The following is a 24,838-nucleotide window of genomic DNA, read 5'->3' as shown; positions in this document are numbered from 1 at the left end:
GCGGCGGTCCGGCGGTGTGGGGCAGGACCGCGACAGCCGGCAACGCGGTCCTCACGACTGGGCGTCGATGTCACCGATCCCCGGCGTCCCGTCGGCTCGCGCGTACTGCAGGTAAACCGTTCCGCCGGGCGAGGCCGTCGGCGGCTCGAGAAGAGTCAGAACGGTGGGCAGTGTGCCCTGATCGAACACCTTCTTGCCCACGCCCAGCACGATCGGGTGCACCCACAGATCGAGCCGATCGAACAGCTTCTCCCGCACGAGTGTCTGTACCAGATTCAGGCTGCCGACCACGGTCACGTGCTCGTGCACGTTCCGGAGTTCACCGACGGCGGACACCAGGTCTGGTCCGAGAAGATGTGAGCCCGACCAGGTCAGCTCCGGATCACCGGTTGACGCAACATACTTGGGAATGCTGTTGAAGAGCTTGGCGAACGGCGACGACTGGGGATCCTGATTCGGCCAGTACCGGGCGAAGATGTCATACGTCCGACGACCGAGGAGTAGAGCATCGGTGTGCTCGTAGGCGGCGACGACCTGCGCGCCGCTGACCTCGTTGAGCAGCGGTACCTGCCACCCGCCGTACGGGAAGCCGTCGGGATCCTCGTCCGGGCCGCCGGGTGATTGGCCGACGAGATCCAGCGTGGAGAACAGTTCGATCTGAATGATGCCCATGGCAGACCTCCGGGAGAGTGTGGCGAGCAGTGTCGGAGATATCGACACGCCGGCCGTATAGAACTCATCGCCCCGGAAGGGTCTCAGCCGAGATAAGCACCCAGCGCATCGAGCAGGCCCCGCGTGCCCTTCTCCCGGTTGGGGCCGTCGGCCCAGAACCGGTCGAAGAACACCCCGTGCTCGGCGTGAGTGAATCGGGTTCCCGCATCCACCGACTCGAACTCCAGCGATGCCACGGACGTGGACATGTGGATGCCGTCGATCCACATGTCGTAGGTCGTGACGATGCGGTTGTGCGCGACGATGTCGGTATAGGTGGCCACATACCGCGAGACCGGGCCGTCGTGGAATCTGCCTTCGGCGACGTCACGACCACCGACCCGGAAGTCGAAGGCCCACTCGATGGGATCCACCGAGTCGCCCCCGCCCCACCAGGAGAGCTTCTCCTGTTCATCGGCAAAGGCATCCCAGACGCGGTGCACCGGCGCGGGATAGTCGCGGGTCAGGGTGAATTCGGCGCGCGCGAGTCGACGTTCGATGCTCATCTGTGTCCTATCGGGTGAAGGTGACGTGGATGGTGCCGCTCTCGGCGCCCTCGGTGGTCACCTTGTGGGTGCGGTCGAGGGCGGGCAGGTCGTCCCACAGCCGCATTCCTCGGCCGAGGACGATCGGGGCGACCATGAGATGTAGGTGGTCGACGAGTCCTGCGCGCAGGAACTCGCGGGCGGTGCGCACCCCACCGCCGACGCGCACGTCGAGTCCAGCAGCCGCGGCGGACGCTTCGGCGAGCACGTCGTCGACTGCGCCGCTGCGGAAATGGAAGGTGGTCCCGCCCTGCATCTCGATCGAGGGACGTGGTGCGGTGTGGCTCAGGACGTAGACGGGCGTACCGAACGGCGGTTCGTCACCCCACCAGCCCTTCCAGTCCGGGTCATCGGGATAGGTGTGCAGCCCGAACATCGATGCCCCGATGATCTCGGCGCCGATCCCCTCGAAATGTGCTGCGGCATAAGTGTCGTCGACGCCGGTGGTGCCTGCGCCGCTGGTGTCGCCGAAGACTCGTTCGTGAAAGGTGCGGGTGGCCGCGTAGGACGCGGTGAGCCGCCCCCAGTCCTCGCCCATCGGGTTGTCGGCGGATTCGCCGCCCATGGAGGTGTATCCGTCCAGTGAAACGAACATGTCGATGCGAACGCGGGTCATGTCAGGTCTCCTTGTGAGTCGTGCGGGTCAGGTGGATGCCGAGCCGATCGGCCTGGTGTTCTGCAGGGTGCGCTGCTCGCCGAGCCAGACATGCAACACATCGAGTGAACCCGGGCGCAGGCTGACGGTGCGAACCCGTCCAACCTTGTGCGACACGATGATTCCGGCTTCTTCGAGTACCCGCAGATGTTGCATGAACGACGGCAACGCCATCGGGAACGGTGCCGCGAGTTCGGATACGACGGCCGGCGAGATTGCCAACCGTTCGACGACGGCGCGACGAGTCGGGTCCGCGAGAGCGCGGAGCACCGTGTCGACATCGTCGTGATACTTAGTCACACGCCTAAGTGTTGCCGACTTGCAGGTCGGCGTCAAGGGCGCGTGTCAGTTCGATTCACACGTCCAGCGCCAGCTCCGTGAGAAGAAGACCCGACTCGACGCCCGGGTCATAGCTGATCTGCAATAGATGACCGCCCTTCCCGGTGGAGGTGTAAACCTGCTCGCTCCGTTCGAGATTCGGTCGGTTGACCTCCTCGTGAAACGTCCCGTCGTCAACGATGACCAATGTGCGATCCAGTTCTTCGCTGACCTCAGACCTACCCAGCAACGCGTCGCGGGTATCGGCGGATGTGGTGCGCACTACGACCTTGCCTCCCGAATCGGGGAACCCGCCATCCCATTCGCATGCGACGACGTGGTCATCGCGAGACAGACGAAGGCCTAACTTCTCCGCAAAGGGAAGGGACAAGTCGCACGGATCGGGATGAAGTATCCGCACTGCTCCGATCGCCGCCACGGCAACAACGGCGATCGAGACGACGCCCCCGCACAGCCACCACGCAACGCCCCTCCGAGCCCGCTCGCGCATGCCGGCATCGTATCGATGCCTCGCATCGCACAGGCTGAACGCGCGGATACCGGTCCGAACACCACCCTGTCGCACACATGTGCGAGTATGGTTCCGTGAGTTCACGCAAAGGGGACGGTCTGACGTCCGACGACCTGACAGCGCTGTCCGCCGGACTCGCCACGGGTAAGAGGGTCACGGTCTATCTGCGCGACCCCATGCCCTCCCTCAACCTCGACGCCGGGACCTCGGCTCGCGTGGTGTCCATCGAGGGATCGGTCGTGACGGTGCGCCCGAAAGGCATCGACGATCAGTTGCCCTTCGAGGCGAATGAATTGCAGAGGTCGCAGGCCTCAACGGGGTCCGCATCTCCGGCACAGAAGCGAGCCGCGAGGCCTGCACCTGCGAAGGTTGCTGCACAGCCACCCGTCCCGGCCGCGCCGCCGGTCCCGTCGAACTCGACAACCCGGAAATCCGAATCCAGGCCCGGGGGAGCAGGCACCGCAGCCCCGACGCCACGAACCGTGAACACGAGTCCGCAGAGTTCGAGCGCTGCTCCGAAGGCGCCACGGCGAGCGAAGACCACGACAGCCGCCGTGAGCGTCACGCTCACCTCAACCCCCGCAGGAAGCTGGGCCGTCTCGGTGTCGCAGGGCAGCAAGAAAACCGTCAGGGCGACCGAGGTGACCGCTGATCGCGTGGCGCGGGCGATGCGCGAACTCGGCAACGACGCCGCCATCGCAGCTGTCGACGAGGTCATCAGCGCAGCGCGCGAGGCAGCGCAACGCAGGATCGACGAACTCAGTCACGAACTCCAAACCGCGCGTGCGGCATTGGCGCATCTCGAGGATCAGGCGTCGGATAGCTGAGCGTTACTATGCGCTGTCGGTGCTGCCGCTGTCGAGATCTCGTAAGTACTGCGCGTTACCTCTGATCGCCGCCTCGTAGCGCGGGATGTCTCCGTCCCTCATCTCGTCGGCCACGAACTCGAGCACCATCGCGAGGGAAGTCGCGGCCCGGCCGTCGGCATGGACACTGAGGGCGTGAAAGACACGCAACGCGTGCGATCTCGGAAAGCGTTGGCACGCGTCAGCGAAAACGGCAAGAGACTCGTCAAGCCGCCCGAGGTTGCGCAGGGTGCTTCCGTATTGGAGTAGGCAGCGCGCCAGGCGGTCACCGGATAGCCCGGCCGCCAAGGCTTCCCGATACAACGCCTCCGCCCGGACCCCATCGCCGGCCGTGTCGTAGGAGCCCGCCAACTCGTACAAGACGGCAGCGTGTCCGGGGTGACGCGCGAGCAGATCCTCGAAGTACGCGATCGTCGGCTGCATGTTCGCGCGGTCCCGCTGGTCGAATCCGTGGGCAATGGCTGCTTCGAGTTCGTGATCGTCGAGTGCGTCATCGTCGGTATTCACGGTTTCGATCTCCTACTGTTCGGCGGTGAGCCAGGTACGGGTGACTCCCAGGACGCGCTCGCCATCGAGATCGGCCAGCGATATACCGGCGAAAATCGTTGCGGTGTCCGAACTCTGCCACCGGAACCGGAAACTCTCCGTCATCGCAGCGTCAGCGATGGCGAGCGCCGCGCTCTGAGCAGTCTGCGCGTTGGCGAACGCACCGGCGGTTCGGCTGAGATAGGCATCGAGCAGCGGACCGTAAGCGTCGGCGCCTTCGGGACGCTCAGCGTTGGAGACGAAGTCGCTCGCCACGGCGGCCGGTTCGATCACCGCGACATGCACGTTGAAGTTCTCGGCGACCACCGCCAGGGACTGCATGAATCCTTCGACGGCGAACTTCGCGCCGCAATAGGCGTCGGCGAATGGTTGTCCGACGACGCCACCCACACTCGTGACCGTCAGGATGCTGCCGCTGCGGCGTTCCCGCATACCCGGCAGGACGAGCTTCGTGAGATTCACCGGGGCAAGGTAATTCACATCCAGCTGCGCCTGGATGTCCGACATCGACAACTGCTCGGCGGTCGCCACACAGCCCTGACCCGCGTTGTTTACCAAAACATCGATCGCGCCGTGGTCACTGACCACCTCGGCGACCAGGCGGGCGGCGGCAGTGTGATCGACCACGTCCAGCGCTCGGATGTCGAGCTCCACGCCGGCGTCGGCCGCAGCGTCACGCAATCGACCGGATCGACCGGTGTCGCGCATGGTGGCGACGACCCGCACGCCGCGGCGAGCGAGCTCGACCGCCGCGTACATGCCCATGCCGGAGGAGGTGCCGGTGACGAGTGCTACTTGTGTCATGCCCACACCGTAATCGTGGCGGTGTCGGGTCCGGATGGCATTGCGTCGGCCGCAGCGTTGCACGGCGATGATGTCTCGTCCGCGTTGGTTGTCGGCGGTGGCGACTAGTGTCTGCGACGAGCACGCCCACTCATCCGTCGGCCGACCAGGAGGAAACAGTCAATGGCCAGTGGTTACCGATCATCAGCCGACTGGACTGCGGTGGCACGAGTCATCGCCGAGGCCACCGACCGGGGGATCGGCGCGGCACGCACTCATGAGCTCGAAGAATTACGCGACGTTGTCGAGGAACTCGCGATCCACGCCGACGCCGCCCGTGACGTACACGGCCACTTGGTGCGCGAGCTGCTGGAAACCTCGTATCAGGACGGGCTCGACGGCGACGATATCGCCGAAGTCCTCAACCGCACCGTGAGTGCCGCCGGATGCTGGAACGCACAGGTGGACCCCACCGCCGTCGCGGTGGTGCTCACCGGCGCGCTCGGCGTAGCAGAGCGGCCCGAGGACGGAACGACGTCGGTGCCCACACCGAACGAAGTCGTCGTCGCGGCGCTCCTGGTGGCTGCCGATCTGGCGTCGGCGGCCGCTGTCGATCACGGCCCGTATGTGACTCGTGCAGTCGAGGAGCTACGCCGCGCGCAGACAGTCGAGATGCCCTGAGCGGCTCGGTGGCACGAGGTGGCCGACGCGCCACAACCATTGGTGGACACCGCGGCGGTACTCACCGGGCATGCCAGCCGAGGACCCGCCGACTCTGCCGTGCCGTGGCCAGCAACCGTCCCGACTCATCTCGCAAGGTCGTGTCATCGACCGACCACCCTCCCGACGTCGACACATTCCGCGTGTGGACGAGGACGGGCGCGGGCGACGGGTCGTCGAGCGCGGCGGCCGCGTGCATCGAGAACGCCACAGTCGGGACGGCCAGGGGAGCCGACAGCGTCGGAAAGACCCCCGGCGGAAGGCAATCGGCGAGAAGCGCGAGATAGGCGAAATCCATCGACATCGGTGTTCTCGTCGAGATCCACGCCCGCATCCAGGCATCCTCCGAACCGGTCAGCGGGAGCGCGCCGTCGGTGGGACGTAGGTCGAGATGTCCACCCATCGGGACGATCTCGGGCGGGATCATGAATGGTTCGCAGTCCTCGGGACGCGCGACGACATCCGCCGACACATCCACGATGTCGGCTGGGGACGCCGGCCCCTCCCGGCCCAGGGTCACCGTGGCGGCCGCGACATCGCGACCGCCCTGGGTGATGCCGACATCGACAATGCGCGTGCTGCCGCCGATCTTCTTCTCAAGGAGAGTCAGGACGAGTTCACCGTCGGCAGGTCGTCCAAGGAATCGGAGGTCGAGCGCTCGCACCGATCGATCCGGTACGGCCGCCGCTGCCACGTGGCCAGCCAGAGCCGCGATCACCCCGCCATGCGGACCGGACCAGCCCCACCATGAGCGATCGATGTCGGCCGACCACGTGCCCTCACCAATCGGCTTGACCGAGAACTCATCGACCAGCGCCTGCCTACCGAGTTGTTTCACGAAACCGAGGAAATCATAGTGCGTTGCTTCACGCAACTCAGTCGGCATTCGGCCTCAGACCTCCCCGATCGGGGGAGTGCGCACTCCACCTGCCGATCATCCGAGCAGCGCCGATCCCGGCATCATCATCGATACCGCGCAGCGGCGCCACATCACGCACATCAGGCACATGACGCTCGTCGAACCCCGTCGAATTCGCTTACGACGAACCTCTTTCCGACGCCGACCTGTCGTCGTTGATCATGCCCACCCACGTCGGTGCCGGCGCAGCACCGGCGCTACGCATGACACTGTTGAGGCGACTCGGCTCTCCGGTTATCGCAAACACCAACGGCACCAGTGAGTTCGGGATCGCCAGTATTCTCGCCGGCCCCGACTTCGCCCTGGGTTCGCCACGCTTGGCCACCGCCGGATGACCCCGCCCCGACATCGGCCCGCGACTCGTCGACGACACCGGCACTTTCGTCGGTGACGACCAGTCCGGGTTCATCGAGGTACACACACCGGAGCAGGCATACGCTCACAGCGTCAGCCCACCTCGGTGCCACGGCCCCGGATTTCGCCGGAACCCCGCTCGTCATCGTGGACCACGATGATGGGTCCCCCCATCACCGGTGGGCGTGGCGGTAGTGCGCTGGGCTCTGGCCATGTATCGATTTGAATGCGTTACTGAACGAGTACGCCGACCCGTATCCGACTCGGCGAGCGATCGTTTCGAGCCCGTCGTCCGTGGCGATGAGGGCGTCGGCCGCCAGCGTCATTCGCCAGCGCGTGAGGTATCGCGCCGGTGTTTCGCCAACACCATCACGGAATTTGGCGGCCAGCCCGGACCTGGAAACGTGCATTGCGGCGGCCAATGACGCTACAGTCCAAGGCTTCTCGGGTGATTCGTGCATCAGGTCCAGTGCGCCGGCGACGGTCGGGTCGACAGTGCCGGACAGCCATCCCGGCCCGGCCAGTGGCGCGGCAGCGCGGATCACCGAGGCAACGACGACGTCGAGGAGACGATCGATGACAAGGCTGTGCCCGGGTTTCGGATCGGCGAGTTCGCTACGAAGCAGGGCAAGTAGTGTTTCGTCGACGCTCCCGGGTGGTGGGACCGTGATGTCCCGCAACTGCTCGGTCAGGTGGTGGCCGACTTGTGATGCGCGGGCGTAGGTGCCCACCAGCAACTGATCGGCTCCGTCGTCGTCATTTCCCCATGTGAGCAGACCTCGGTGCGCAGTGGACCGCATCGTCTCGGAGAGCGGAACACACACTCCGCCTTCGATGATGCGCACCGTCGGAGGGCGTTGCGGTGCGTCGGCGACAACGTAGCGCGGTCCGTGTGCGACCAACGCCACCTGGCCAGCCACCAGACGCACCAGCCGTCCTGGACCCGCGAGCCATACCGCTCCGCGATCCACTGCGATCACCGTGAGCGGGGCGCCGTCATCGATGTCGACCGACCATGGCGCGGTCATCGACAGTCGCAGCGCAAACAGGCCTTGTGCCCGCAGGCTCGACAGCATTCGACACAACGGGTCCACGACCTCAGATTAGACGTTTACGTATGAATGCTGAACGTCTCGGCATGGAGAACGCCAGACGTTCGACCGATGCTTGGTCCCATGATTATGAAGACAGTGATCGGATCAGCCTCGATCCTCAGCGCGACTCTGGCAGGTTTCTACTTTGCTTACGCCACAGTGATCACCGCTCAGGGCGGAGTCGACGGCGCGGACGCAATGCGCAGGATGAACTCGGCTGTCGAGCGTCCACCGTTTCTCGCGCTCTTCTTTCTCGCCCCGCTGCTCGCGGTGGCCACGGCGGTCTGGATCGTCGTCGCCGGCCCGCGGGACGCTCGTGGGCTCGCCGCGGTATTCGGTGCAGTGTGCGCGATCGCCGCTTGCGTGACAACGGTCGCGATCAACGTACCCCTCAATCAGCGATTGGCCGCCGGCTCGGTGGAATGGGCCACGTTCACCCGCACGTGGGGAACGTGGAACGTGCTACGCCTGTGGTTGTCGTTGCTCGGCGCAATCGGGATGGGGCTGGCCGCGCTCCGCTGACCGCGGGTGGAGTGCCTGGTGAATGGCCGACGCTGGCTCAACCCCCCAAACCGAACCCAGAACTGTACCTGCGTGCATTCGAGCTGCTGTCTGCGTCGCCACAATCCGGTGTCGCGCTGGAGGACTCGTCCACGGGTGTCGCCGCCGCGCGCAGTGCAGGCGCCTACCTGATCACCATTCCGTCCCAGGCCGGGAAATCGCTCGACGGTGACCTCGTCGCCACGGCTCTCGACGATCCTCGCATCGTCGAATGGGCGCGAACTGTGGTCCCGTTCTGACTGCGTAGCCTCGCTGGACGTGAGGTTATGGCACGTTCACCTTCATGTTCATAGGTAAATGGTTGCGCAGCAGTCCATTACGCGACCCAGAGCACCGCCGCAAGGGAGTAGCCGAGAGTTTTCCCAGGCGCGACTCTCGGATCTTCAGTAGGCCAAGCGCGCCGGGGCAGAAGGCTCCGCTTCACACTCGTTCGACGGGCTGCCTGAGGATGGTGCGCAGCTTCGCGGGCTCGACCTTGCGGAAGTCGTTGAAGTAGATCTCGTGGTGTTTGCCGGTTGGCTTCAGCCCCGCACTCGGGATGAAGGTGCGGTGCAGCTCAGCCAGCGTGCCGGCCTCGTCGTCGTAGGAGCCGATGTGGAGCCGCTGAACGGAGAGTCCCTCGTGGAGCGTCTCCAATCGCACCCGGTCGAGGCTCGCTGGCGGGTTCTTGTTGGCGGCCTTGGCTATCGCAGCGTCGAACATCTCGGGGGTGATCCAGTCGGGCACCATGATCATGGCAGTCCAGTCCCATTGGGATTTGTCGCGACTGTCGGTGAAGGTGTCCATGTCCTCGGCCGACCAGAGCGATTCGAGGGGCATGACGACGTAATACTTGCCGAGCTCTTTCTTGCTCGCGAACTTGAGTTTGTAGGCGACGGAATACAGTGCGGCGACGGCGTCGGTGTATTCCTGGGCGGTGTTGGGGTTGCCGTGGCCGTCGACCATGAGGTACTGCAGTGGTGGAACCTCCACGATCTCGAACGCCTTGGAGCTCGCGCGGTAGGAGGCCAGCTCCTTTTTGAAATCTGTCTTTGACATTGGTTCTGCACCTGTGCGGCTGGCGGTTTCCAGCCACATCTTACGTGCCTCAAGGAGGCTGAGTGAATAGGAAAGGACTGCTCCTGCCGCCGCAGGAACTGGCCGTTTTGCGCGCCGAAAGTCCATCTCGTCGTCGCTGAGCAGTGGCATGTTGGCGAGCGCCACGAGGCACGAGCCGGTACTCGTGGTGTGGTGCTCATGACCACAGCTGAAGGGCGAGCTGGACCGAATACAGATCGGGTGGGCCATTGTCCTGGTCCTCATCGAGAACCCAGTTCTGATGCCACAGGGAGGCCCGGAAATGGTATGTGCCAGGTGGGATGTCAAGAGTTCCGAACACGGGGTGGTCTCCGGGCCCGGCCTCGCTCACCCCGCCGCGCCACAACCGGGGTGGCGTGGTGAACGTGAGTACCGCCTCGGCCGTGTACACGCGAGTTGTCTCATCTGGGGCCAGGGGGTGGACGGCAACGAGCGGATGTTTCGGCTGGATGGGAGGTGGCGCTCCGGTGAGAAGCTCGATGCGTAGGCCGAGGTGCGCTACGTCGCGGCGGAGCGCGACCCACGCCGTTTCGACTCCGATCGTCAGGATCTTGTAGTCGAAAGAGGTGGTCGGCTGTGGTTCGAGCATCTCGTCGAAGTCGAAATCCCCACGAAGGAAGACGCCGCCGTCGGCATAAACGGGGAACGACCCGACCCATGTCCCGGTTGGTGCGTGCTCCCCGCTCATATCACGTCCGGAAGGCTTCGTTGGATATCACTTGATACGCGTTCAACATCCCGCCGATCCTTTCGCCCTGTTTGAATTCCTCCTGGACCGCCGGATGCGCACCCTTTCTATTGCCAGCGAACAGATACTTGTCGCATGGCCGTGCATCGGGGGCGATCATCTCCCAACCTCAGTTGTCTATAAGCGAACGGAATCCGAGATGGTCCGAAAGATACGAACGAATGCGAACCAGTCGGCAGCGTAGCGTACGACGAAGGTAGTACGCACAGTAGATTCGCAGCAATGCGGGCAGTCACCTGATCGTCGACGATCCGCGGCATTCCGCCCTCCATTTTTTCGACGAGAGAATAGAGAGCCAACCAGTCGACCGCGTGCCGTGGTCAAGTGCCGACTACTAGTGCTGCGACCTGCGTTGAGACGAATAGTATTCACAGTTCAAACGGGGCTTCAGGGCGGGAACTTGCCCAAATCTGTTGACACGGCCCCGACGTAAGTCGATACTTACCGTTCGTGACAACTTACGAACAGGGTGCTGTTGCCTGGGGCCTGCTCAGTGATGCTTCACGGCGAGACATCCTGGCGTTGCTGGCTCGCACGCCCTTGGCCGTGGGGGAGTTGGCTGAGCAACTGCCCATCAGCCGACCCGCAGTGTCCCAGCATCTGAAGGTCCTCAAAGAGGCCGGGGTAGTGGTCGACGAGGAGCGGGGCACTCGCCGCATCTACTCGGTCGACGAAACTGCATTGATCGCGTTGAAGGACCAGCTTGATACCTTCTGGGGACGCGCATTGACCGGGTTTGCAGCATCTCTCGACACCCAGGCGGGCGTCGACCCGACTATCGGAGGCCGCCGGTGACTCAGCTCGACCCGACAGTCCGTCGCTCGATCGTGGTGCCTGTCACTCCGCCCGCCGCGTTCTCGGCGTTCACCGAGCGGCTCGGCGACTTCAAGCCGCCCGAGCACAATCTCCTGTCGTCGCCGATTGTCGAGACGGTGCTCGAACCCTGGGAGGGCGGCGCGATCATCGACCGCGGCGAGGACGGATCGGAATGCCGGTGGGCCCGCGTGGTCGTCTTCGACCGCCCCTGGCGGCTCGTATTCACCTGGGATATCAGCCCTACGTGGCAGATCGAGTCTGACCCGACCCGCACCAGCGAGGTCGAGATCCGTTTCTTGCCCGAGGGGGAGTCCTTCACCCGCGTGGAACTCGAACACCGCCACCTCGACCGCCACGGCCCCGGCTGGGAAGCGGTCCGCGACGGAGTGGACGACGACGCAGGCTGGCCGCTCTACCTCCAGCGTTACCGCGACATCACGGTGTCGCTCCGAGACGACGCATGAACCATGCCTAAGCCTGCGGTCCTCATGGCGCGCGACGAACGCAGCGACCTACTCGACTTCCTGCGCACGTTGACACCAGAGCAGTGGAACGCCCCGAGCCTGTGCCGCGGCTGGTCGGTCAAAGACGTAGCCGCGCACATGATCAGCTACGACGACCTCGGGATCGTCGGCATGACCAAGAGGCTCGTCAAGGGCCGTCTCATCTGGGCTAACGAGGCAGGAGTTGAGGAGTACCGCCATCTGTCGGCGACCGAACTGCTTGAGACGTTCGAACAGCGCCTCACGCCAGCGGGCCTGACCGCCGGACTGGGCGGCATGATCGGTCTCGTCGACGGGACCATCCATCACCAGGACATTCGCCGCGCCCTCGACCAACCGCGCACTATCCCCAGCGAACGCCTTGCGACGGTGATCGCCGCAGTCCCGTCCAATCCGCGGCTCGGCGCCCACAAGCGGATCAAGGGACTCCGGCTCGTGGCCACCGACCTCGACTGGGCCCACGGACAAGGACAAGAAGTCCGTGGACCCGCCGAGGCGATCATGATGGCAATCAGCGGCCGGGCGGACGCCCTATCCGACCTCGCCGGGGCCGGACACTCTACCCTTGCCGCACGCGTTGAAATAGACGCCGCGAAGCACGATCAATAAGCGTATTACGTTGTCGGGAAAGCGTTTTCCGCTCGTTTAGACTCGTCCCAGTTCACGTGCATTGAGACGACTGATGGTGAGGAGAATAGCTGCTATGGCCACCGGCGCATTGCGCTGGTGGTCCTTGGTCTTGTTCGTTGACTCGTGCCGCGACGAACCCGTCATGGAAGAGCGGGCGGGCATGGGCGATCGGGATGTTGTTTGGAAGTGAGTCTGGCGGTGGGGATTACCGTCGCCGCTGTGTGAGGATGAGGGTGCAAGGCTGCGGATCAGCTCGGCCTCGCGAACCCCAGGCGGCCTACCGTCTTCGAGACGCCGCCTCACGACAGCGACAGGAAGCTCCAGAATGGCGAAGACCACTTGATCTTCACTAGCGGCCGCCTGTTGAGCCAGTACCTTGAGCGCATTGAGGACTGTGTGCAGTATCGCTGTCTGGTCGGCGGCAGCCCGGTCGTCGGCTGACCAGTCATCGGGTCCAAAGGTTCGCATCCCGGCGCGCAGCACCTGCGCTTGGTCGAGGTTGCTGCGACACCACTCGACGAACCAGACAGCGGTGTCGATGGTCGGCTCTCCCAACCGGGCGAGGTAGCCGGTCTCGAATCGCCGGACGGTCCGTAACCCGACGCCTGGGTGGCACCACTGGCGGGGTGTCCTACATCGCGCGCTTGGCCTTCTCCAACGCGCCGAGCATACGCAGCACAGAATCCCGCTTCGCTGTCAGGTCAGATGCCTTGGCCTTACCGCTCAGACCGGTGTCCTCCAGCGCGACCTCGAGTCGGCCCTCGATCTCGGCGAGCTGCGCCAAGAGGCTCTCGGCCCGACTCATGAGTTCAGTGGCGCCAGGCCGGGAAATGCCGGTCGAGTCGGCCCCGGAACCGACCTTCCGCGCCGCGCCGGTTGACTTACCATTCACTTTCGCGACGACTGGCGCGGACGTGGTGCCGCCGGCTCGCCGCACCGCGGAAGGTTTACGCGTCTTCGGGGTCTCTGTCCGGATCCGCCTCAGCTCTGCGGACGCCTCGCGGAAAGCGACCCGATGCTCCCGCTCTTCGTCATCCTCGGACTCCAGGGACGCACCCAGAGGACGCAGACCGTATAAGCGGATGAAGTGACGGGCCTCGGCAACAGTTTGTTCCGCGGCGCGGCAGCGCCCGCACCGTGGTTCATGGCGATAAACCGCAACGTCTTCAAGGGACGAGCACCACACACATCGGGACACAGCGACGTCGGTCATGAGAGCACCAGCAGCGAGAAGAGACACGGGTGAAGAGATTACGACACAAGCTCTTTCACTTCGAATCCGGGTTGACGTCACAGTGCTTCGAGCGCGAGTTCGTTCTTGTAGTGATGGTGCGCCGGAGGTGACGATAGTCGTCACCCTTGACTGGTAAGCACTCGTATCACTTTGTCTCGAGTTCCCACGAGCAGCATGTGGTAGATCTTACGGAAGTGGCACCCACCAAAGTCGCGGCATGCGAGTGAGAGCCCCCTTGGCAGATCGGACAGGCGTTGCGTATCGGTCACTCTGGGTGTGACGTGCGGACCAACGTCCCTCGACAGTGCTGCCCCGCCGAGAGCAAGCTGGAATCATGAGCATCAGGTTGTGCAGGCAAGCGCGAGAAGGGTTGCGGTGACGATGTACGACAACGGCTACATGTGGGGCAATAGCTGGGGCTGGGGCGGCTGGATCCTGATGGCGAGCATGATGGTGCTCTTCTGGGCGGCCGTGATCACGGCCGTCGTGCTGGCGATCCGCTATTTCTCGGGGCCGCGCCACCACTCCGGCGGAGTGCCCGGACCCGGCCAGCCCGGCCCTGGACCGTCGAGGGCCGAAGACGTGCTCGGCGAACGGTTCGCGCGCGGCGAGATCGATGAAGACGAATACCGCAAGCGCATGACAGCGCTGCGAGAACACCGCTGACCGCGATGGGCTCACGTCGTCGGCTGTGGACCATCTTCGGCATCGTGATCGCATCGCTGGTGCTCGGAATCGGAACCACGGCAGTCATCTACGCTGTCCGACCGGACAACACCACCACGTCGCCGGCCTTCACCGGTCCATATCCGAGCGGAGCGTATGGCGCCGGCTTGGGCCAGGGCATGATGGGCGGGTACCCGGGCACGTCATCGTCGTCGTGTAGCGTGCCGGGCTTGCCCGGCACTGTGGTCGACGTCACCCTCGCCGACATGGGCGGCATGATGGGCCGGGGCGGGAACGGCGGGTACGGGCCGGTGCAGGGTCAGTTCCAGTGGCCGAACATGGGCATCATGGGCCGTCCGGGGATGATGCATGTCGCGGTCAATCCGACTTCCGTTCCTGCGGGTGAGGTGTTGTTCCGAGTGCTCAACTCCGGCTGGCTGACCCACGAGCTGGTGGTGCTCCCGCTCGCCGACGGGCAGCAGCCCGGTCAGCGCACCATCGGGTCGGACGGCAAGGTCGATGAGGCCGGCAGTCTGGGGGAGGCCTCCCGGTCGTGTGGCGCTGGGCAAGGGGACGGCATCACAGCCGGCGAGACCGGCTGGACCACGATCAACCTGCCCGCCGGACGTTATGAGTTGGTCTGCAACATCGCCGGCCACTACGGCGCGGGAATGTACGCCGAACTCGACGTCACCAACGCGTCACCGTCGACGACTCCTCCTGCTGGGTGACCCGCGTCCGCTCGGCGGGTGATGACCGTGTCGGTGCTCACGTGTATCTGACGGTGGTCATCATCCCCACCTCGGCGTGATAGATGTTGTGGCAGTGGAAGGCCCAGTCGCCGGGGTTGTCGGCCTGGAAGTCGGCCACGATCGTCTCCATCGGCCGGATCAGCACGGTGTCCTTACGTAGCCCGCCACTGGCCGGCAGCGCCCAGCTGTGCCCGTGGATGTGCATCGGATGCACCATCGCTGTCATGTTGGTCATGCGCATCCGCACCCGCTGGTCGGCGTGAACGGTCATCGGGGTGTCCGCGCCATACTTCTTACCGTTGATACCCCAGGCATACGGCGTCATCTGTCCGTCCAGCTGAACGATGAGTGTGCCGTCGGGATTCTTTGCGGGCAGCTGGGCCGAGTCGGCCGCGGTGAGATCACTCGCCCCCAGCAGTGCCGCCGAGTCGAGTTCGGTGGGGTGCACCATGGCCGATGGCGCTGTGCCGGCGGCGGTGCGTAGCAGAGCGAGGGCCTGGCCGCTTTTTCCCTCGGCGTCGGCGACGAGCGGGAACACGCCGTCGCCGGCGGTGACGATGACGTCGTACCGTTCGCCCATCGCGATGTAGAGCGAGCGGGTCGTGCGCGGCACCACGGGGTAGCCGTCGGAGTGGGTCACCGTCATCTGATGACCGCCCAAGGCGACCTTGAAGATCGTGTCCGCGCCGGCGTTGATCAACCGAATCCGGATGCGGCGACCCGGTTTCGACGAGAACGACGTCGGTGCGGTGGGGACGCGACCGTTGATCAGGTAGTACGGGTAGTCGACGTCGCCCGCGTCGCCAAGCGGCGAACTCGACGAACCACCCATCCCGGGCATGGAGCCACCACCCATCCCGCCCATGCCGGAGAGCGTTCCGTTCTGCGCTTGGTAGCCGGCGAGGATGTCGTCGGGGTTTTGCCCGACGCCGTCGGTCCAGTCATCGAGCACGACGATCCACTCGTCGTCGTAGTCGCCGCGTTCGCCCGGGTCGTCGATGATCAGAGGCGCATACAGGCCTCGGTCGATCTGCACGCCGACGTGCGGGTGGAAGAAATGGGTGCCGGCATTGGGCGCGGTGAACTCATAGACGAACGTGTCACCGGAGGCGATCGGGTCCTGGGTAACACCCGGAACCCCGTCGGCAGGATTGCGCAACTGCACCCCATGCCAATGGATCGTGGTGTCGGCCGGCAACCGGTTGGTCACCTTCGCGCGGATGAAGTCACCCGCATTCGCGCGAACGACCTTACCCGGCACGACACCGCCGTAGGCCCAGGTCCGCGCGGTCACCCCCGAGCCGAGATCAACGGTCGTCTCGGTCGCGGTCAAGGACGCGTCGACCACCCGCTGCCCGGCTGCCGCGTTCATCGGGCGCGGCGCCCCAAACGACCCGGATACGGCCGATGACGTCGCGGAGCCCCCCGACCTGATGCCACACGACGCGAGAACTCCCGCCCCCATCAGTCCGAGCCCACCCACCAGAACATCCCTGCGGGAAGTCTTGTTCACCTTCACGTCCTTTCCGCCGAGACTATCGGCATGTAGATACGGTACCCCCCTAGGGTACATATCAGATCTGAGTGAAACTCTCAGTGGCAGCGACGATGACGTCACCGACATTTCCCGTCGCTCACCACCACTGCGGCGGCGACCCTCCGCTGCGCCACGTCTGTTCACTCCACATGGTGCTCAGCGCTCATATGCGTTGACCGGGTTGTCCCATGAAGATCCGATGAAGAAGTCGTCCGGCGGCGAGAAGACGGAATCTCGTCGGGAGAGCCAGGTGGGGGAGCGCACGATCTCAGGATCGGGTGGGAATCGGCTCCGGGGCCCGACGAGTCACCGGTTGCGCTTCAGGCGGGGACGGCAGATGCAGTCGCTTGAGCATCAGGGCGTTCACCGCGACGATCAGACTCGATCCGGACATCGACAACGCGGCGATTTCGGGGCGCAGCACCAGCCCGACGACAGGTTCGAACACGCCGGCGGCGATCGGCAACGCGATGGTGTTGTAGCCGACGGCCCACCCGAGATTCTGCCGCATCTTGCGCAGTGTGCCCCGGCCGATGCGCAACGCGAGCGGGACGTCGAGAGGATCCGAACGCATCAGCACCAGGTCGGCGGTTTCGATCGCGACGTCGGTGCCGGCGCCGATGGCGATGCCCAGATCCGCTTGCGCGAGCGCCGGGGCGTCGTTGACGCCGTCACCGACCATCGCGACCTTCTTCCCGAGACGCTGCAGACCGGCGATCTTGTCCGCCTTGTCACCGGGCAGCACCTCGGCGATGACCGTGTCGATGCCCAACTGCCCGGCGATACGTCGGGCGGTCGCCTCGTTGTCTCCGGAGAGCATGACCACCTCCACACCGAGTTCGTGGAGCGTGCGCACCGCCTCGGCGGAGGTCTCGCGCGCCGCGTCGGCGAGGGCGATGACCCCGACGCCGCGGCCGTCGACGGCGACCAGGACCGCGGTGCGCCCACTCGAGGCCAACTCGGCGCGCCGAGTCATCAACGCGCCGACATCGACTCCCTCGGTGGTCATCAGCGTCCGATTGCCGACGGCGATGTGGCGCCCGCTTACCTCCGCGATCGCACCCTGCCCCGGGATGGTGCGGAAGTGCTCCAGCCGAACCGTGGCAACGTCGCGGAGGGCCGCGTAGCGAACGATCGCGGCGGCGAGGGGATGTTCGGATTCACGTTCGACCGCCGCTACGAGGGTCAGCAACTCGTCCTCTCCGATCCCGTCGACAACCACGTCGGTCACTTCCGGTTCACCCTTGGTCAGGGTGCCGGTCTTGTCCATCACCACCGTGTCGACGTGGGCGGAGGTCTCGAGTGCGCCGGCGTTCTTGAACAGAACCCCCCGTTTCGCGCCCAACCCGGTGCCGACCATGATCGCGGTCGGGGTGGCCAGGCCGAGCGCGTCCGGGCAGGTGATGACGACGACGGTGATCGCGAACAGCAGCGCCACCTGAACGTCGCCGTCGACCGCCCACCACACGACGAAGGTGCCCAATCCGCCGATCAGCGCGACGAGCACCAGCCAGAACGCCGCCCTGTCGGCAAGACGCTGGCCGGGAGCCTTGGAGTTCTGGGCTTCCTGTACGAGCGCGACGATCTGGGCCAACGCGGTGTCGGAACCCACCCGGGTTGCGCGCACCCGCAGCGTGCCGGTGGTGTTGATCGATGCTCCGATCACCTCCGACCCCTCGGCCTTGGCCACCGGCAGGCTCTCCCCGGTGACCATCGATTCGTCGACCTCGGAGTTGCCGTCCTCGACGATCCCGTCAACCGGAACCTTGGCGCCCGGCCGGATCATCAGCAGATCCCCGACCACGACCTCGGCGGTGGGTACCTCCACGAGTTCGCCGTCGCGCAGCACCACCGCCTTGGGCGGTGCGAGCTCGAGCAGTGTGCGGATGGCGTCGTTGGCCCCACCGCGGGCACGCATCTCGAACCAGTGTCCGAGAAGCACGAACGTCGCCAGCATCGACGCGGCTTCGTAGAACACGTCGCCACCGCCGGTCAGGGTCACCCCGACGCTGTAGAGCCAACCGGTGCCGATCGCCACGGCCACGAGCACCATCATGTCCAGGGTTCGGGCCTTCAGCGCCCGATAGGCGCCGTCGAAAAAGATCCACGACGAGTAGAAGATCACTGGAAGACTGAGCACCAGGGTGAACACGTCATCACGGAGCCCGAACGGTGCGGACACCGTGAACCCCAGCATGTCCCGCCCCATCGGCGACCACAGCATGATCGGGATCGACAGCACCAGCGCGACCAGGAAACGGTTGCGCATGTCACGGACCATCGCATCCATCGACATGCCGGCATGCCCACCGTGGCCCATCATCTCCTGCGGGGCGCGCTCGCCGTGCACCTCGGGTCCGGCGTCGAGGGAGTGCTCGGGGTGTCCGGTCCGCTGGCCTTCGCCGTGTGCCGTCGACAGAGCAGTGCCCGGACTCGGTTCGCCCATCGGGTCGCACACATGCTCAGGAACCGAGCGGCCGGCGCAATGGTAGCCGCACTCACGCACCCACTCCGACAGTTGTGATACCGAGGTGCGGTCGGGGTCGTAGGTCACCGTGGCGGTCTGATTCATCGCGTTCGCCGTCACCGAGACCACCCCCGGACGGCGGCCCAGCACCGATTCGATGGTGGCCGTCGATGTCGCCCAGTGCAGTCCACCGACCTCGACCACGGTGGTGTTGGCCATCTCCGTTTCCCTTCTTCCTCGGCGCCGAATGGCGCTGCCTTCGGGATCGCGGTCAATGCGGCGGGCGAAGAACCCGATAGCGTGCCCAGTACTCGTCGGCGTCGATCTCTCCCCGGGCGAAGCGGTCGTCGAGAATCCACAGCGGGTCATCGGCGCTGTCCGCGGGAACATCGTCGCGGCGGCGCCCCGGTCGAAACAACGCCCTGATTCCGACCACCACCAGCACCCAGAAAGCGGCGACGGCCAGTACCATCACCAGCCAGCCACCCCCCGCCATCAAGCCCGATCCCACCATCGCGCCGGCTCCTCTCCTCGACGATCGTGTCCGAGTCTGGTCGCCGGACCCGACGCCGAGGACAGGGTTTTGATGAAGGTTCGCTGAAGAACATGCCGTCAGCCGCGACTCTCGCCACGATGGGGACATGGCGTCCGACTCCGATCAGCCTCGTCCAGCCCCGCCCCCCATCGCGGCGACCGCGCCAACGGGGTTGCGGGCGATGGTGGTCGAAGACGAGGTGCCTCTCGCGGCGTTGATGGGCAGTTATCTCGAGCGCAGCGGGTTCGACGTCACGATCGTGCACGACGGCCTCGACGCCGTCGAGCGCGCACGGCAGGTCGATCCCGACGTGGTCGTGCTGGATCTGGGTCTGCCTCGGCTGGATGGGATCGAGGTGTGTCGACGGCTACGCACCTTCTCCGATGCCTATGTCATCATGCTCACCGCCCGCGCCGAGGAGGTCGACACCCTGGTCGGGTTGTCGGTCGGCGCCGACGATTACATGACCAAACCGTTCAGTCCGCGAGAACTCGTCGCCCGCATCCAGGCCATGCTGCGTCGGCCTCGAACCTCGAGTGACCTCGCTGCGTCGGCCGTAGCGCCGAAGCGCCGCGTGTTCGGGCCCCTGACGATCGACCCGGCGGGCCGCGAGGTGCGGATCGACGAAACCTTGATTGCGTTGACCCGCACCGAATTCGACGTCCTTGCCACGTTGTCCGAGCATCCGAATGTGGTGTTCAGCAGGGCCCAGTTGATAGCCGCGGTGTGGGGGCCGAGCTGGATCGGCGACGAACACCTGGTCGACGTGCACATCGGGCATTTGCGGCGCAAACTCGGCGACGACGCCACTCGCGGAATCTTCGTGCGCACCGTGCGCGGTGTCGGATATCGGATGGGGACGGGGCAGTGACCACGACGCCTCCCGCACCCGCACCCACACGCGTGCGCCGTGGGTCCGGGTTCGGTACCCGCCTGCTGGTGTCGCAGGCAATCGTTGTCGTGGGGGGTGCGGTGAGCGCCTGGCTGGTCGCGGCCGCGGTGGCACCGAGATTGTTCCACAAGCACCTGCAGCAGGCCGGCATCGCGCACGCCCAGACCGAGACAGCCCACGTCGAGCGGGCGTTCACCTCAGCGATGATCCTCTCTCTGGCCATCGCGCTGATGGTTTCGGTGTTGATCGCACTGGCGGTGAGCTGGTACTTCACGCGCCGTGTCCAACGGTCGATCACCGAGGTCGCCGCGTCGGCGTCCGAGATCGCCAGCGGCCAATACACGGCGAGACTGACCGGTGTCGGCCTCGGCCGAGAGTTCGACCAGCTCGCCGAAACGTTCAACCAACTCGCTGACCGACTGGACTCGGTGGAGACCACCCGCCGACGTATGCTCTCCGACCTGGCCCACGAGATGCGAACACCCCTGGCAACTCTCGATGCCCACCTCGAAGCCCTCGAGGACGGTCTGCGCCTGCCCGACACTCAGACCTTCGCAATCCTGCGGTCGAGCACGGCCCGACTCGCTCGGCTCGCCGAGGACATCACCGCCGTCTCACGAGCACAAGAAGGCAGACTTGCAAACAACCCCGTGCACACCGACACCCGCGCCCTCGTCGACGCCGCAGTCCGCAGCCACTCCGATCGCTACGCTGCCGCGCACGTCGCACTGATCTGTGACGACGCCGATACAGCCCCCGTCACCGTCGACCCGGACCGGATCGGACAGGTCCTCGGAAACCTGCTCGACAACGCTCTGCGCCACACTCCCGCCGGGGGCACCGTCACCGTCGCCTCCACCAATACTCCAGATGGATGGACCGCGATCACCGTCACCGATACCGGCGAAGGCGTTCCCCCAGAGCATCTCGCGCACCTGTTCGACCGCTTCTACCGCGCAGACACCGCCCGCGGCCGTCAGGAAGGCGGCAGCGGAATCGGACTGACCATCGCCCGCACCCTCGTCGAAGCCCACGGCGGCACCCTCACCGCACACAGCGACGGTCCCGGCACAGGCGCGCGGTTTACCATGAAGCTGCCCACCACCACACACGATGCCAGCGATCGACCCGAGTGACGGTCATGCAGACGCACCGGGAACTCTTTCCACACAACGGCTTTGCTCAGCCGAATCCGTAGAGGGTCACCCGGTGTCGACGAGAACGACGCCAGTGGGGAAGGGACCGTCGATCAGGTAGCGCACCTGGAAGCTCAAACCGACCAAGCACGGTGTTCGACCCTGCACACCGCGCGGTAATCGCTTGAACCGCAATGTATTATGCCTCGCTGTTGACCAGATGAACTGTCGGCGTTGCATCGATGCTGATGTGGTGGCGCAGGCCTCCGCAGCCCACAGCGGCAGATGGTGCGGTTTTCGCGGTGTCAGGCAGCGCCGGTGCCGGGGTTCGCGACGGTGGTTGTCTGCGCGGTCAGGGCTATCGCGGCCGCGAGGCCGGCGAGCACCGCGCCGAGGGTGAGCAGCCCGGTGTTGAGCGTGGCGGCGGTGGCGGTGATGCCGACGAGAAGCGGGCCGCCCGCGTCGCCGAGTTCGCGGCCGAGTTCGGCGGCTCCCATGGTCTGCCCGAGCCGTTCGGGTGGGCTCGTCGCGGCCAAGTGGGCGAATCCGAGGGGGGTGATGAGTCCCGTACCGGCCCCCATCATGACGGCCGCGCACACCGTGCCGACTGTTGCCGGCACGGCTGCTGCGACCTCGATCCCGATCGCGGCCAGCAGCAGCCCGGCTGCCATCCCGGATCGATCCTTCAGCCGTCCGGCGTCGCGGGCGCGGCCAACGCGTGGTTGAACGACCGCTGCGGTGGCGGCGAGCAGCGACACGACAGCTCCAGTGGCCAGCGGGCCCAGGCCGTGGCGGGAACCGATCGCAGGCAGGAACCCGACTCCAACCGCGAGCGCGGCAGTGGCTCCGGCCAACGCCGCAGTCGGGCGAAGGAACCAACCACTGGTCAGGCGGCGTGCCAGATCCACCACGGTCTGACGGGTCTTCGGCAGCACCTCGACAGCAGGCACGACCAACGCCGCCCACAGTGCGACCGAGGCGGCGAGCACGGCGAGCGCGGTGAACAGCAGTCGGTAGCCGCCGAGGGCGACGAGGACACCGCCCAGCAGCGGGCCGAGGGTGTATCCCAACCCTTTCCACGCGCCATAGCTGCCGAACACGCGCCCGTGTCCGCCCGCCGGGGTCAGCCGGGCGAGCATCGCCCCGGCGGCCGGGGAGAACGCGGCAGCGGCGGCACCTTGGCCGAACCGCGCGACACCGACCAGGCCCGGATTGCCGACCACCACGAATGCCGTGGACGCGAGCGTGAACGCCACCAGTCCGCCCAGCAGCACCGGCCGTGCGCCGACGCGGTCGGACAGCGTCCCGAAGACGGGTTTGAGTAGCACCTCCGCCCCGTCGTAAACGGCCAACAGCACACCCAGGGTGAGCAGGCTCGCGTGCTGTTCCCCGGTGTATCCGGCGAGGCTGGCCGCGATGCTGTGGGCGCCGAACGCGGTCACGAACCCCGCCGCATACAGCGGTAGTAGCCGCGCCCGACCGCCACCGGTGCGGGCATCGGGGACAGCGCTCATCACGACTCTCGCCGTGCGGTGCCAGGCTCAGCGGCGGTGCTGGTGAACAGAATGCTCAATGGAGTACCGCAGAGCAGGGCCAGCAGCCGCGAAAGAAGCGGCCGGGCGAGGTAGAACCCGAGCAGACTGACCGCGGCCCCGAGCACGAGACCCGCCAACACGTCTTGGGGGTAGTGCGCGCCGATGTACACCCGCGCGAACGCCATCACGACCGCAGCCACGGCGGCGATCACCGCGAGTCGCCGGTGCACCAGCCACAGCCCCGCCGTCACCGCGCCGGCCATGACCGCGTGGTCGCTGGGGAACCCGGCATCGGTATTGCAATGCAGAACCACGATGTCGTGCAACGCGTTACAGGGACGGGTCTCGTCGACCGCGGCGGCGATCGGCTGGTTGATCGCCACCGCGATCAACACGCCCAGCGGCGCCCACACCGCCGCCACCATCCGCACACGATCGCCGTCGCGCCGCGCGGTCCACCATCCTGCCAGCAGTAGTATTGCGAACAGCACTAGACCGTATGTGGCGTAGCCGGACACGATCGGATGCAGCCACGGGGTAGCGCGGGCAAAGTCGTTGATGTCGTCGAAAACTCGTGTATCCAAGTTCATGGAGGCTCCCTCGGGTTCGTTGGCAGTCGGTTACATCTGGTGCAGGGCCTGAAAGACCCGCTCGGTGTAGTCGGCCAGCCGGTCAGCGCAGTGTTTGAGCTGCTGCTCGGCCTCGGCGGCCACGGGTGCACCAAACACGTCGCGGGCCGTGATGTCGCGATGCCAGCGCCGCAGCCGTTCCAGGCTCTGCTCCTCTTCCTCGAGTTCGGCCATCGTGAACTTGGCTTTGGCGATCTCCTTGTCGATCTCGGCATCGAACCCGGCACAATCGGCCAGGAACTCCGCCCACTCCTCATCACGCTCGGCGGTGAACAGCGCCTGCAACCGTGCGGTGTCGGTGTCGGCATGGCCCGTGGCATCGAGCACCAGCACCTCACCCTCGCCTCGCCGCGCCAGCTCGATCACCCGCGCGACGCCGTCGGCGAACACCGGAACATCAGGCACCACCCACACGCCCTGGCCGACCTGCAACGCGCCCACACGACGCAGTTCACGCCACACCGCCACCCGATGCCGCGACGGCTCGGTCGGCACCCGAACCATCAGCACCAGCCATCGAGCCGACGTCTGAACTTCTGTCACGACTGTGAATGTAACAGACGTTACTTCTGTACCTGTAGCAAGTGCCAGGCAGGCTCGGCAAATCGTGGACCCTGTCGCCAGCGGACTGAACAGAACAGGAAATTCTTGAGGGGCCGAACGCGCGAACCTGCGCGAGATCGAAACGATGGGGTTCCCAACCAGACTGATTGCGCATGTCGACTCCGCCGGTTCGCGCTAGGTAGTTCAACGTGCCAAACGGGACCGCGTTCACTGAAAAGGCTATGCCTCAGTTCGGGTACATCAGGTACATACCAAGTCCGCGGAACGTACCTAGTGGTCCGGGGTTGAATTTCTTTTTACTTTTGATTTTGTCGAGTATCCGAGCGTCTCTCGCTGTGATCGGAGGGAGGCGCGCATCGATCCCAGCGGACGACCACACCTGGGGCCACGGACAGGAAACGCCAAATGACCTGTCCAGCAAGCAACGTGCAACAACACGAAACGTCACAGTGACGAATATCGAACCCACGGGGGACAGAGCGCTGGGGTGCACAACCGAACAGACATTGAGGC

At 65.5% G+C, this 24,838-nt stretch carries 32 protein-coding genes; 12 read left to right on the top strand and 20 right to left on the bottom strand.

Annotated elements, in window-relative coordinates:
* Nucleotides 1-51 precede the first annotated feature (51 nt).
* From GOPIP_RS26555 to GOPIP_RS26535, 5 genes are all read right to left on the bottom strand, one after another.
* Nucleotides 52-672, bottom strand: coding sequence for a dihydrofolate reductase family protein (locus tag GOPIP_RS26555; RefSeq protein WP_006372978.1), 621 nt, complete (start codon nucleotides 670-672; stop codon nucleotides 52-54).
* Between the two features lie 83 nt (nucleotides 673-755).
* Complete coding sequence (locus tag GOPIP_RS26550; RefSeq protein WP_006372977.1) at nucleotides 756-1,217, bottom strand: SRPBCC domain-containing protein; 462 nt, start codon at nucleotides 1,215-1,217, stop codon at nucleotides 756-758.
* A gap of 7 nt (nucleotides 1,218-1,224) precedes the next feature.
* Nucleotides 1,225-1,872, bottom strand: coding sequence for a dihydrofolate reductase family protein (locus tag GOPIP_RS26545; protein ID WP_006372975.1), 648 nt, complete (start codon nucleotides 1,870-1,872; stop codon nucleotides 1,225-1,227).
* 27 nt (nucleotides 1,873-1,899) lie between these two features.
* The gene (locus tag GOPIP_RS26540; protein ID WP_373278864.1) at nucleotides 1,900-2,211 is read right to left on the bottom strand and encodes an ArsR/SmtB family transcription factor; all 312 of its coding nucleotides are present in this window, start codon (nucleotides 2,209-2,211) and stop codon (nucleotides 1,900-1,902) included.
* Nucleotides 2,212-2,266: 55 nt separating this feature from the next.
* On the bottom strand, nucleotides 2,267-2,740 hold the full coding sequence (locus GOPIP_RS26535; RefSeq protein WP_006372972.1) for a hypothetical protein: 474 nt from the start codon (nucleotides 2,738-2,740) through the stop codon (nucleotides 2,267-2,269).
* A gap of 77 nt (nucleotides 2,741-2,817) precedes the next feature.
* Between GOPIP_RS26535 and GOPIP_RS26530 the strand changes: the two genes are divergently transcribed.
* Nucleotides 2,818-3,588, top strand: coding sequence for a DUF6319 family protein (locus tag GOPIP_RS26530; RefSeq protein ID WP_006372970.1), 771 nt, complete (start codon nucleotides 2,818-2,820; stop codon nucleotides 3,586-3,588).
* A 6-nt stretch (nucleotides 3,589-3,594) separates the two neighbouring features.
* On the opposite strand, the gene GOPIP_RS26525 is transcribed toward GOPIP_RS26530, so the two are convergent.
* Nucleotides 3,595-4,134, bottom strand: a complete 540-nt coding sequence (locus GOPIP_RS26525; protein WP_006372968.1) for a tetratricopeptide repeat protein — start codon at nucleotides 4,132-4,134, stop codon at nucleotides 3,595-3,597.
* A 12-nt stretch (nucleotides 4,135-4,146) separates the two neighbouring features.
* A complete protein-coding gene (locus GOPIP_RS26520; protein WP_210739859.1) occupies nucleotides 4,147-4,977 on the bottom strand; it encodes an SDR family NAD(P)-dependent oxidoreductase in 831 nt (276 codons plus the stop codon).
* A gap of 162 nt (nucleotides 4,978-5,139) precedes the next feature.
* Here GOPIP_RS26520 and GOPIP_RS26515 point away from each other — a divergent pair, with 162 nt between their 5' ends.
* The gene (locus tag GOPIP_RS26515; protein ID WP_006372963.1) at nucleotides 5,140-5,637 is read left to right on the top strand and encodes a hypothetical protein; all 498 of its coding nucleotides are present in this window, start codon (nucleotides 5,140-5,142) and stop codon (nucleotides 5,635-5,637) included.
* Nucleotides 5,638-5,698: 61 nt separating this feature from the next.
* Here the strand turns inward: GOPIP_RS26515 and GOPIP_RS26510 are convergent, their stop codons facing one another.
* Nucleotides 5,699-6,562, bottom strand: a complete 864-nt coding sequence (locus GOPIP_RS26510) for an acyl-CoA thioesterase (RefSeq protein ID WP_006372961.1) — start codon at nucleotides 6,560-6,562, stop codon at nucleotides 5,699-5,701.
* A 194-nt stretch (nucleotides 6,563-6,756) separates the two neighbouring features.
* On the opposite strand from GOPIP_RS26510, the gene GOPIP_RS29230 reads away from it, so the two are divergent.
* Entirely contained in the window at nucleotides 6,757-6,930 is a 174-nt protein-coding gene (locus GOPIP_RS29230; protein ID WP_020171261.1) for a hypothetical protein, read from the top strand.
* A 192-nt stretch (nucleotides 6,931-7,122) separates the two neighbouring features.
* On the opposite strand, the gene GOPIP_RS26505 is transcribed toward GOPIP_RS29230, so the two are convergent.
* A complete protein-coding gene (locus GOPIP_RS26505; protein WP_026920113.1) occupies nucleotides 7,123-8,043 on the bottom strand; it encodes an AraC family transcriptional regulator in 921 nt (306 codons plus the stop codon).
* An 81-nt stretch (nucleotides 8,044-8,124) separates the two neighbouring features.
* Between GOPIP_RS26505 and GOPIP_RS26500 the strand changes: the two genes are divergently transcribed.
* Nucleotides 8,125-8,565 carry an anthrone oxygenase family protein gene (locus GOPIP_RS26500; RefSeq protein WP_231386665.1) on the top strand — a complete coding sequence of 147 codons (441 nt, stop codon included), beginning with the start codon at nucleotides 8,125-8,127 and terminating at the stop codon, nucleotides 8,563-8,565.
* Between the two features lie 11 nt (nucleotides 8,566-8,576).
* On the top strand, nucleotides 8,577-8,843 hold the full coding sequence (locus GOPIP_RS26495; protein ID WP_006372958.1) for an HAD-IA family hydrolase: 267 nt from the start codon (nucleotides 8,577-8,579) through the stop codon (nucleotides 8,841-8,843).
* 181 nt (nucleotides 8,844-9,024) lie between these two features.
* Here the strand turns inward: GOPIP_RS26495 and GOPIP_RS26490 are convergent, their stop codons facing one another.
* The 3 genes from GOPIP_RS26490 to GOPIP_RS29225 form a co-directional block, all read right to left on the bottom strand.
* Nucleotides 9,025-9,642 carry a GyrI-like domain-containing protein gene (locus tag GOPIP_RS26490; protein WP_006372957.1) on the bottom strand — a complete coding sequence of 206 codons (618 nt, stop codon included), beginning with the start codon at nucleotides 9,640-9,642 and terminating at the stop codon, nucleotides 9,025-9,027.
* 196 nt (nucleotides 9,643-9,838) lie between these two features.
* A complete protein-coding gene (locus GOPIP_RS26485; protein ID WP_006372956.1) occupies nucleotides 9,839-10,369 on the bottom strand; it encodes a hypothetical protein in 531 nt (176 codons plus the stop codon).
* 1 nt (nucleotide 10,370) lies between these two features.
* Nucleotides 10,371-10,529, bottom strand: coding sequence for a hypothetical protein (locus GOPIP_RS29225; RefSeq protein WP_155828363.1), 159 nt, complete (start codon nucleotides 10,527-10,529; stop codon nucleotides 10,371-10,373).
* Between the two features lie 350 nt (nucleotides 10,530-10,879).
* Between GOPIP_RS29225 and GOPIP_RS26480 the strand changes: the two genes are divergently transcribed.
* Genes GOPIP_RS26480 through GOPIP_RS26470 form a run of 3 tightly spaced genes read left to right on the top strand, consistent with a single transcriptional unit; the run spans nucleotide 10,880 to nucleotide 12,357 of the window.
* Nucleotides 10,880-11,224, top strand: coding sequence for an ArsR/SmtB family transcription factor (locus tag GOPIP_RS26480; protein WP_006372955.1), 345 nt, complete (start codon nucleotides 10,880-10,882; stop codon nucleotides 11,222-11,224).
* A complete protein-coding gene (locus tag GOPIP_RS26475; protein ID WP_006372954.1) occupies nucleotides 11,221-11,709 on the top strand; it encodes an SRPBCC family protein in 489 nt (162 codons plus the stop codon). The genes GOPIP_RS26480 and GOPIP_RS26475 overlap by 4 nt, the downstream gene beginning before the upstream one ends.
* 3 nt (nucleotides 11,710-11,712) lie before the next feature.
* Nucleotides 11,713-12,357, top strand: a complete 645-nt coding sequence (locus GOPIP_RS26470) for a maleylpyruvate isomerase family mycothiol-dependent enzyme (protein WP_006372953.1) — start codon at nucleotides 11,713-11,715, stop codon at nucleotides 12,355-12,357.
* Nucleotides 12,358-12,393: 36 nt separating this feature from the next.
* On the opposite strand, the gene GOPIP_RS28930 is transcribed toward GOPIP_RS26470, so the two are convergent.
* On the bottom strand, nucleotides 12,394-12,933 hold the full coding sequence (locus tag GOPIP_RS28930; protein ID WP_006372952.1) for a hypothetical protein: 540 nt from the start codon (nucleotides 12,931-12,933) through the stop codon (nucleotides 12,394-12,396).
* A 76-nt stretch (nucleotides 12,934-13,009) separates the two neighbouring features.
* On the bottom strand, nucleotides 13,010-13,591 hold the full coding sequence (locus GOPIP_RS26465) for a hypothetical protein (RefSeq protein WP_006372951.1): 582 nt from the start codon (nucleotides 13,589-13,591) through the stop codon (nucleotides 13,010-13,012).
* 402 nt (nucleotides 13,592-13,993) lie between these two features.
* On the opposite strand from GOPIP_RS26465, the gene GOPIP_RS26460 reads away from it, so the two are divergent.
* Both GOPIP_RS26460 and GOPIP_RS26455 read left to right on the top strand, forming a co-directional pair.
* Complete coding sequence (locus GOPIP_RS26460) at nucleotides 13,994-14,278, top strand: SHOCT domain-containing protein (RefSeq protein WP_006372950.1); 285 nt, start codon at nucleotides 13,994-13,996, stop codon at nucleotides 14,276-14,278.
* Nucleotides 14,279-14,283: 5 nt separating this feature from the next.
* Entirely contained in the window at nucleotides 14,284-15,009 is a 726-nt protein-coding gene (locus tag GOPIP_RS26455) for a sulfocyanin-like copper-binding protein (RefSeq protein WP_006372949.1), read from the top strand.
* A 37-nt stretch (nucleotides 15,010-15,046) separates the two neighbouring features.
* Here the strand turns inward: GOPIP_RS26455 and GOPIP_RS26450 are convergent, their stop codons facing one another.
* The 3 genes from GOPIP_RS26450 to GOPIP_RS26440 form a co-directional block, all read right to left on the bottom strand.
* Nucleotides 15,047-16,495, bottom strand: a complete 1,449-nt coding sequence (locus tag GOPIP_RS26450) for a multicopper oxidase family protein (protein WP_247609003.1) — start codon at nucleotides 16,493-16,495, stop codon at nucleotides 15,047-15,049.
* Nucleotides 16,496-16,835: 340 nt separating this feature from the next.
* Nucleotides 16,836-19,253 (bottom strand): heavy metal translocating P-type ATPase, encoded by a 2,418-nt coding sequence (locus GOPIP_RS26445; RefSeq protein ID WP_006372947.1) that lies wholly within the window; start codon nucleotides 19,251-19,253, stop codon nucleotides 16,836-16,838.
* A gap of 52 nt (nucleotides 19,254-19,305) precedes the next feature.
* Nucleotides 19,306-19,548: an SHOCT domain-containing protein gene (locus GOPIP_RS26440; RefSeq protein ID WP_006372946.1), complete on the bottom strand. Its 243-nt coding sequence runs from the start codon at nucleotides 19,546-19,548 to the stop codon at nucleotides 19,306-19,308.
* A 202-nt stretch (nucleotides 19,549-19,750) separates the two neighbouring features.
* Between GOPIP_RS26440 and GOPIP_RS26435 the strand changes: the two genes are divergently transcribed.
* A complete protein-coding gene (locus GOPIP_RS26435) occupies nucleotides 19,751-20,440 on the top strand; it encodes a response regulator (RefSeq protein ID WP_006372945.1) in 690 nt (229 codons plus the stop codon).
* Complete coding sequence (locus tag GOPIP_RS26430; RefSeq protein ID WP_006372944.1) at nucleotides 20,437-21,597, top strand: sensor histidine kinase; 1,161 nt, start codon at nucleotides 20,437-20,439, stop codon at nucleotides 21,595-21,597. Before GOPIP_RS26435 ends, GOPIP_RS26430 begins: the two co-directional genes overlap by 4 nt.
* Before the next feature lie 305 nt (nucleotides 21,598-21,902).
* Here the strand turns inward: GOPIP_RS26430 and GOPIP_RS26425 are convergent, their stop codons facing one another.
* Genes GOPIP_RS26425 through GOPIP_RS26415 form a run of 3 tightly spaced genes read right to left on the bottom strand, consistent with a single transcriptional unit; the run spans nucleotide 21,903 to nucleotide 24,265 of the window.
* Nucleotides 21,903-23,111, bottom strand: coding sequence for an MFS transporter (locus GOPIP_RS26425; protein ID WP_006372943.1), 1,209 nt, complete (start codon nucleotides 23,109-23,111; stop codon nucleotides 21,903-21,905).
* Nucleotides 23,111-23,722 (bottom strand): phosphatase PAP2 family protein, encoded by a 612-nt coding sequence (locus GOPIP_RS26420; RefSeq protein ID WP_006372942.1) that lies wholly within the window; start codon nucleotides 23,720-23,722, stop codon nucleotides 23,111-23,113. Before GOPIP_RS26420 ends, GOPIP_RS26425 begins: the two co-directional genes overlap by 1 nt.
* A 30-nt stretch (nucleotides 23,723-23,752) precedes the next feature.
* Nucleotides 23,753-24,265 (bottom strand): Chromate resistance protein ChrB, encoded by a 513-nt coding sequence (locus GOPIP_RS26415; RefSeq protein ID WP_006372941.1) that lies wholly within the window; start codon nucleotides 24,263-24,265, stop codon nucleotides 23,753-23,755.
* Between the last annotated feature and the right edge of the window lie 573 nt (nucleotides 24,266-24,838).

The organism is Gordonia polyisoprenivorans NBRC 16320 = JCM 10675 (assembly GCF_000241325.1).
Lineage (GTDB): Bacteria > Actinomycetota > Actinomycetes > Mycobacteriales > Mycobacteriaceae > Gordonia > Gordonia polyisoprenivorans.
Note: the sequence above shows the minus strand (reverse complement) of the source record. Positions and strands in the feature narration are given on the sequence as shown.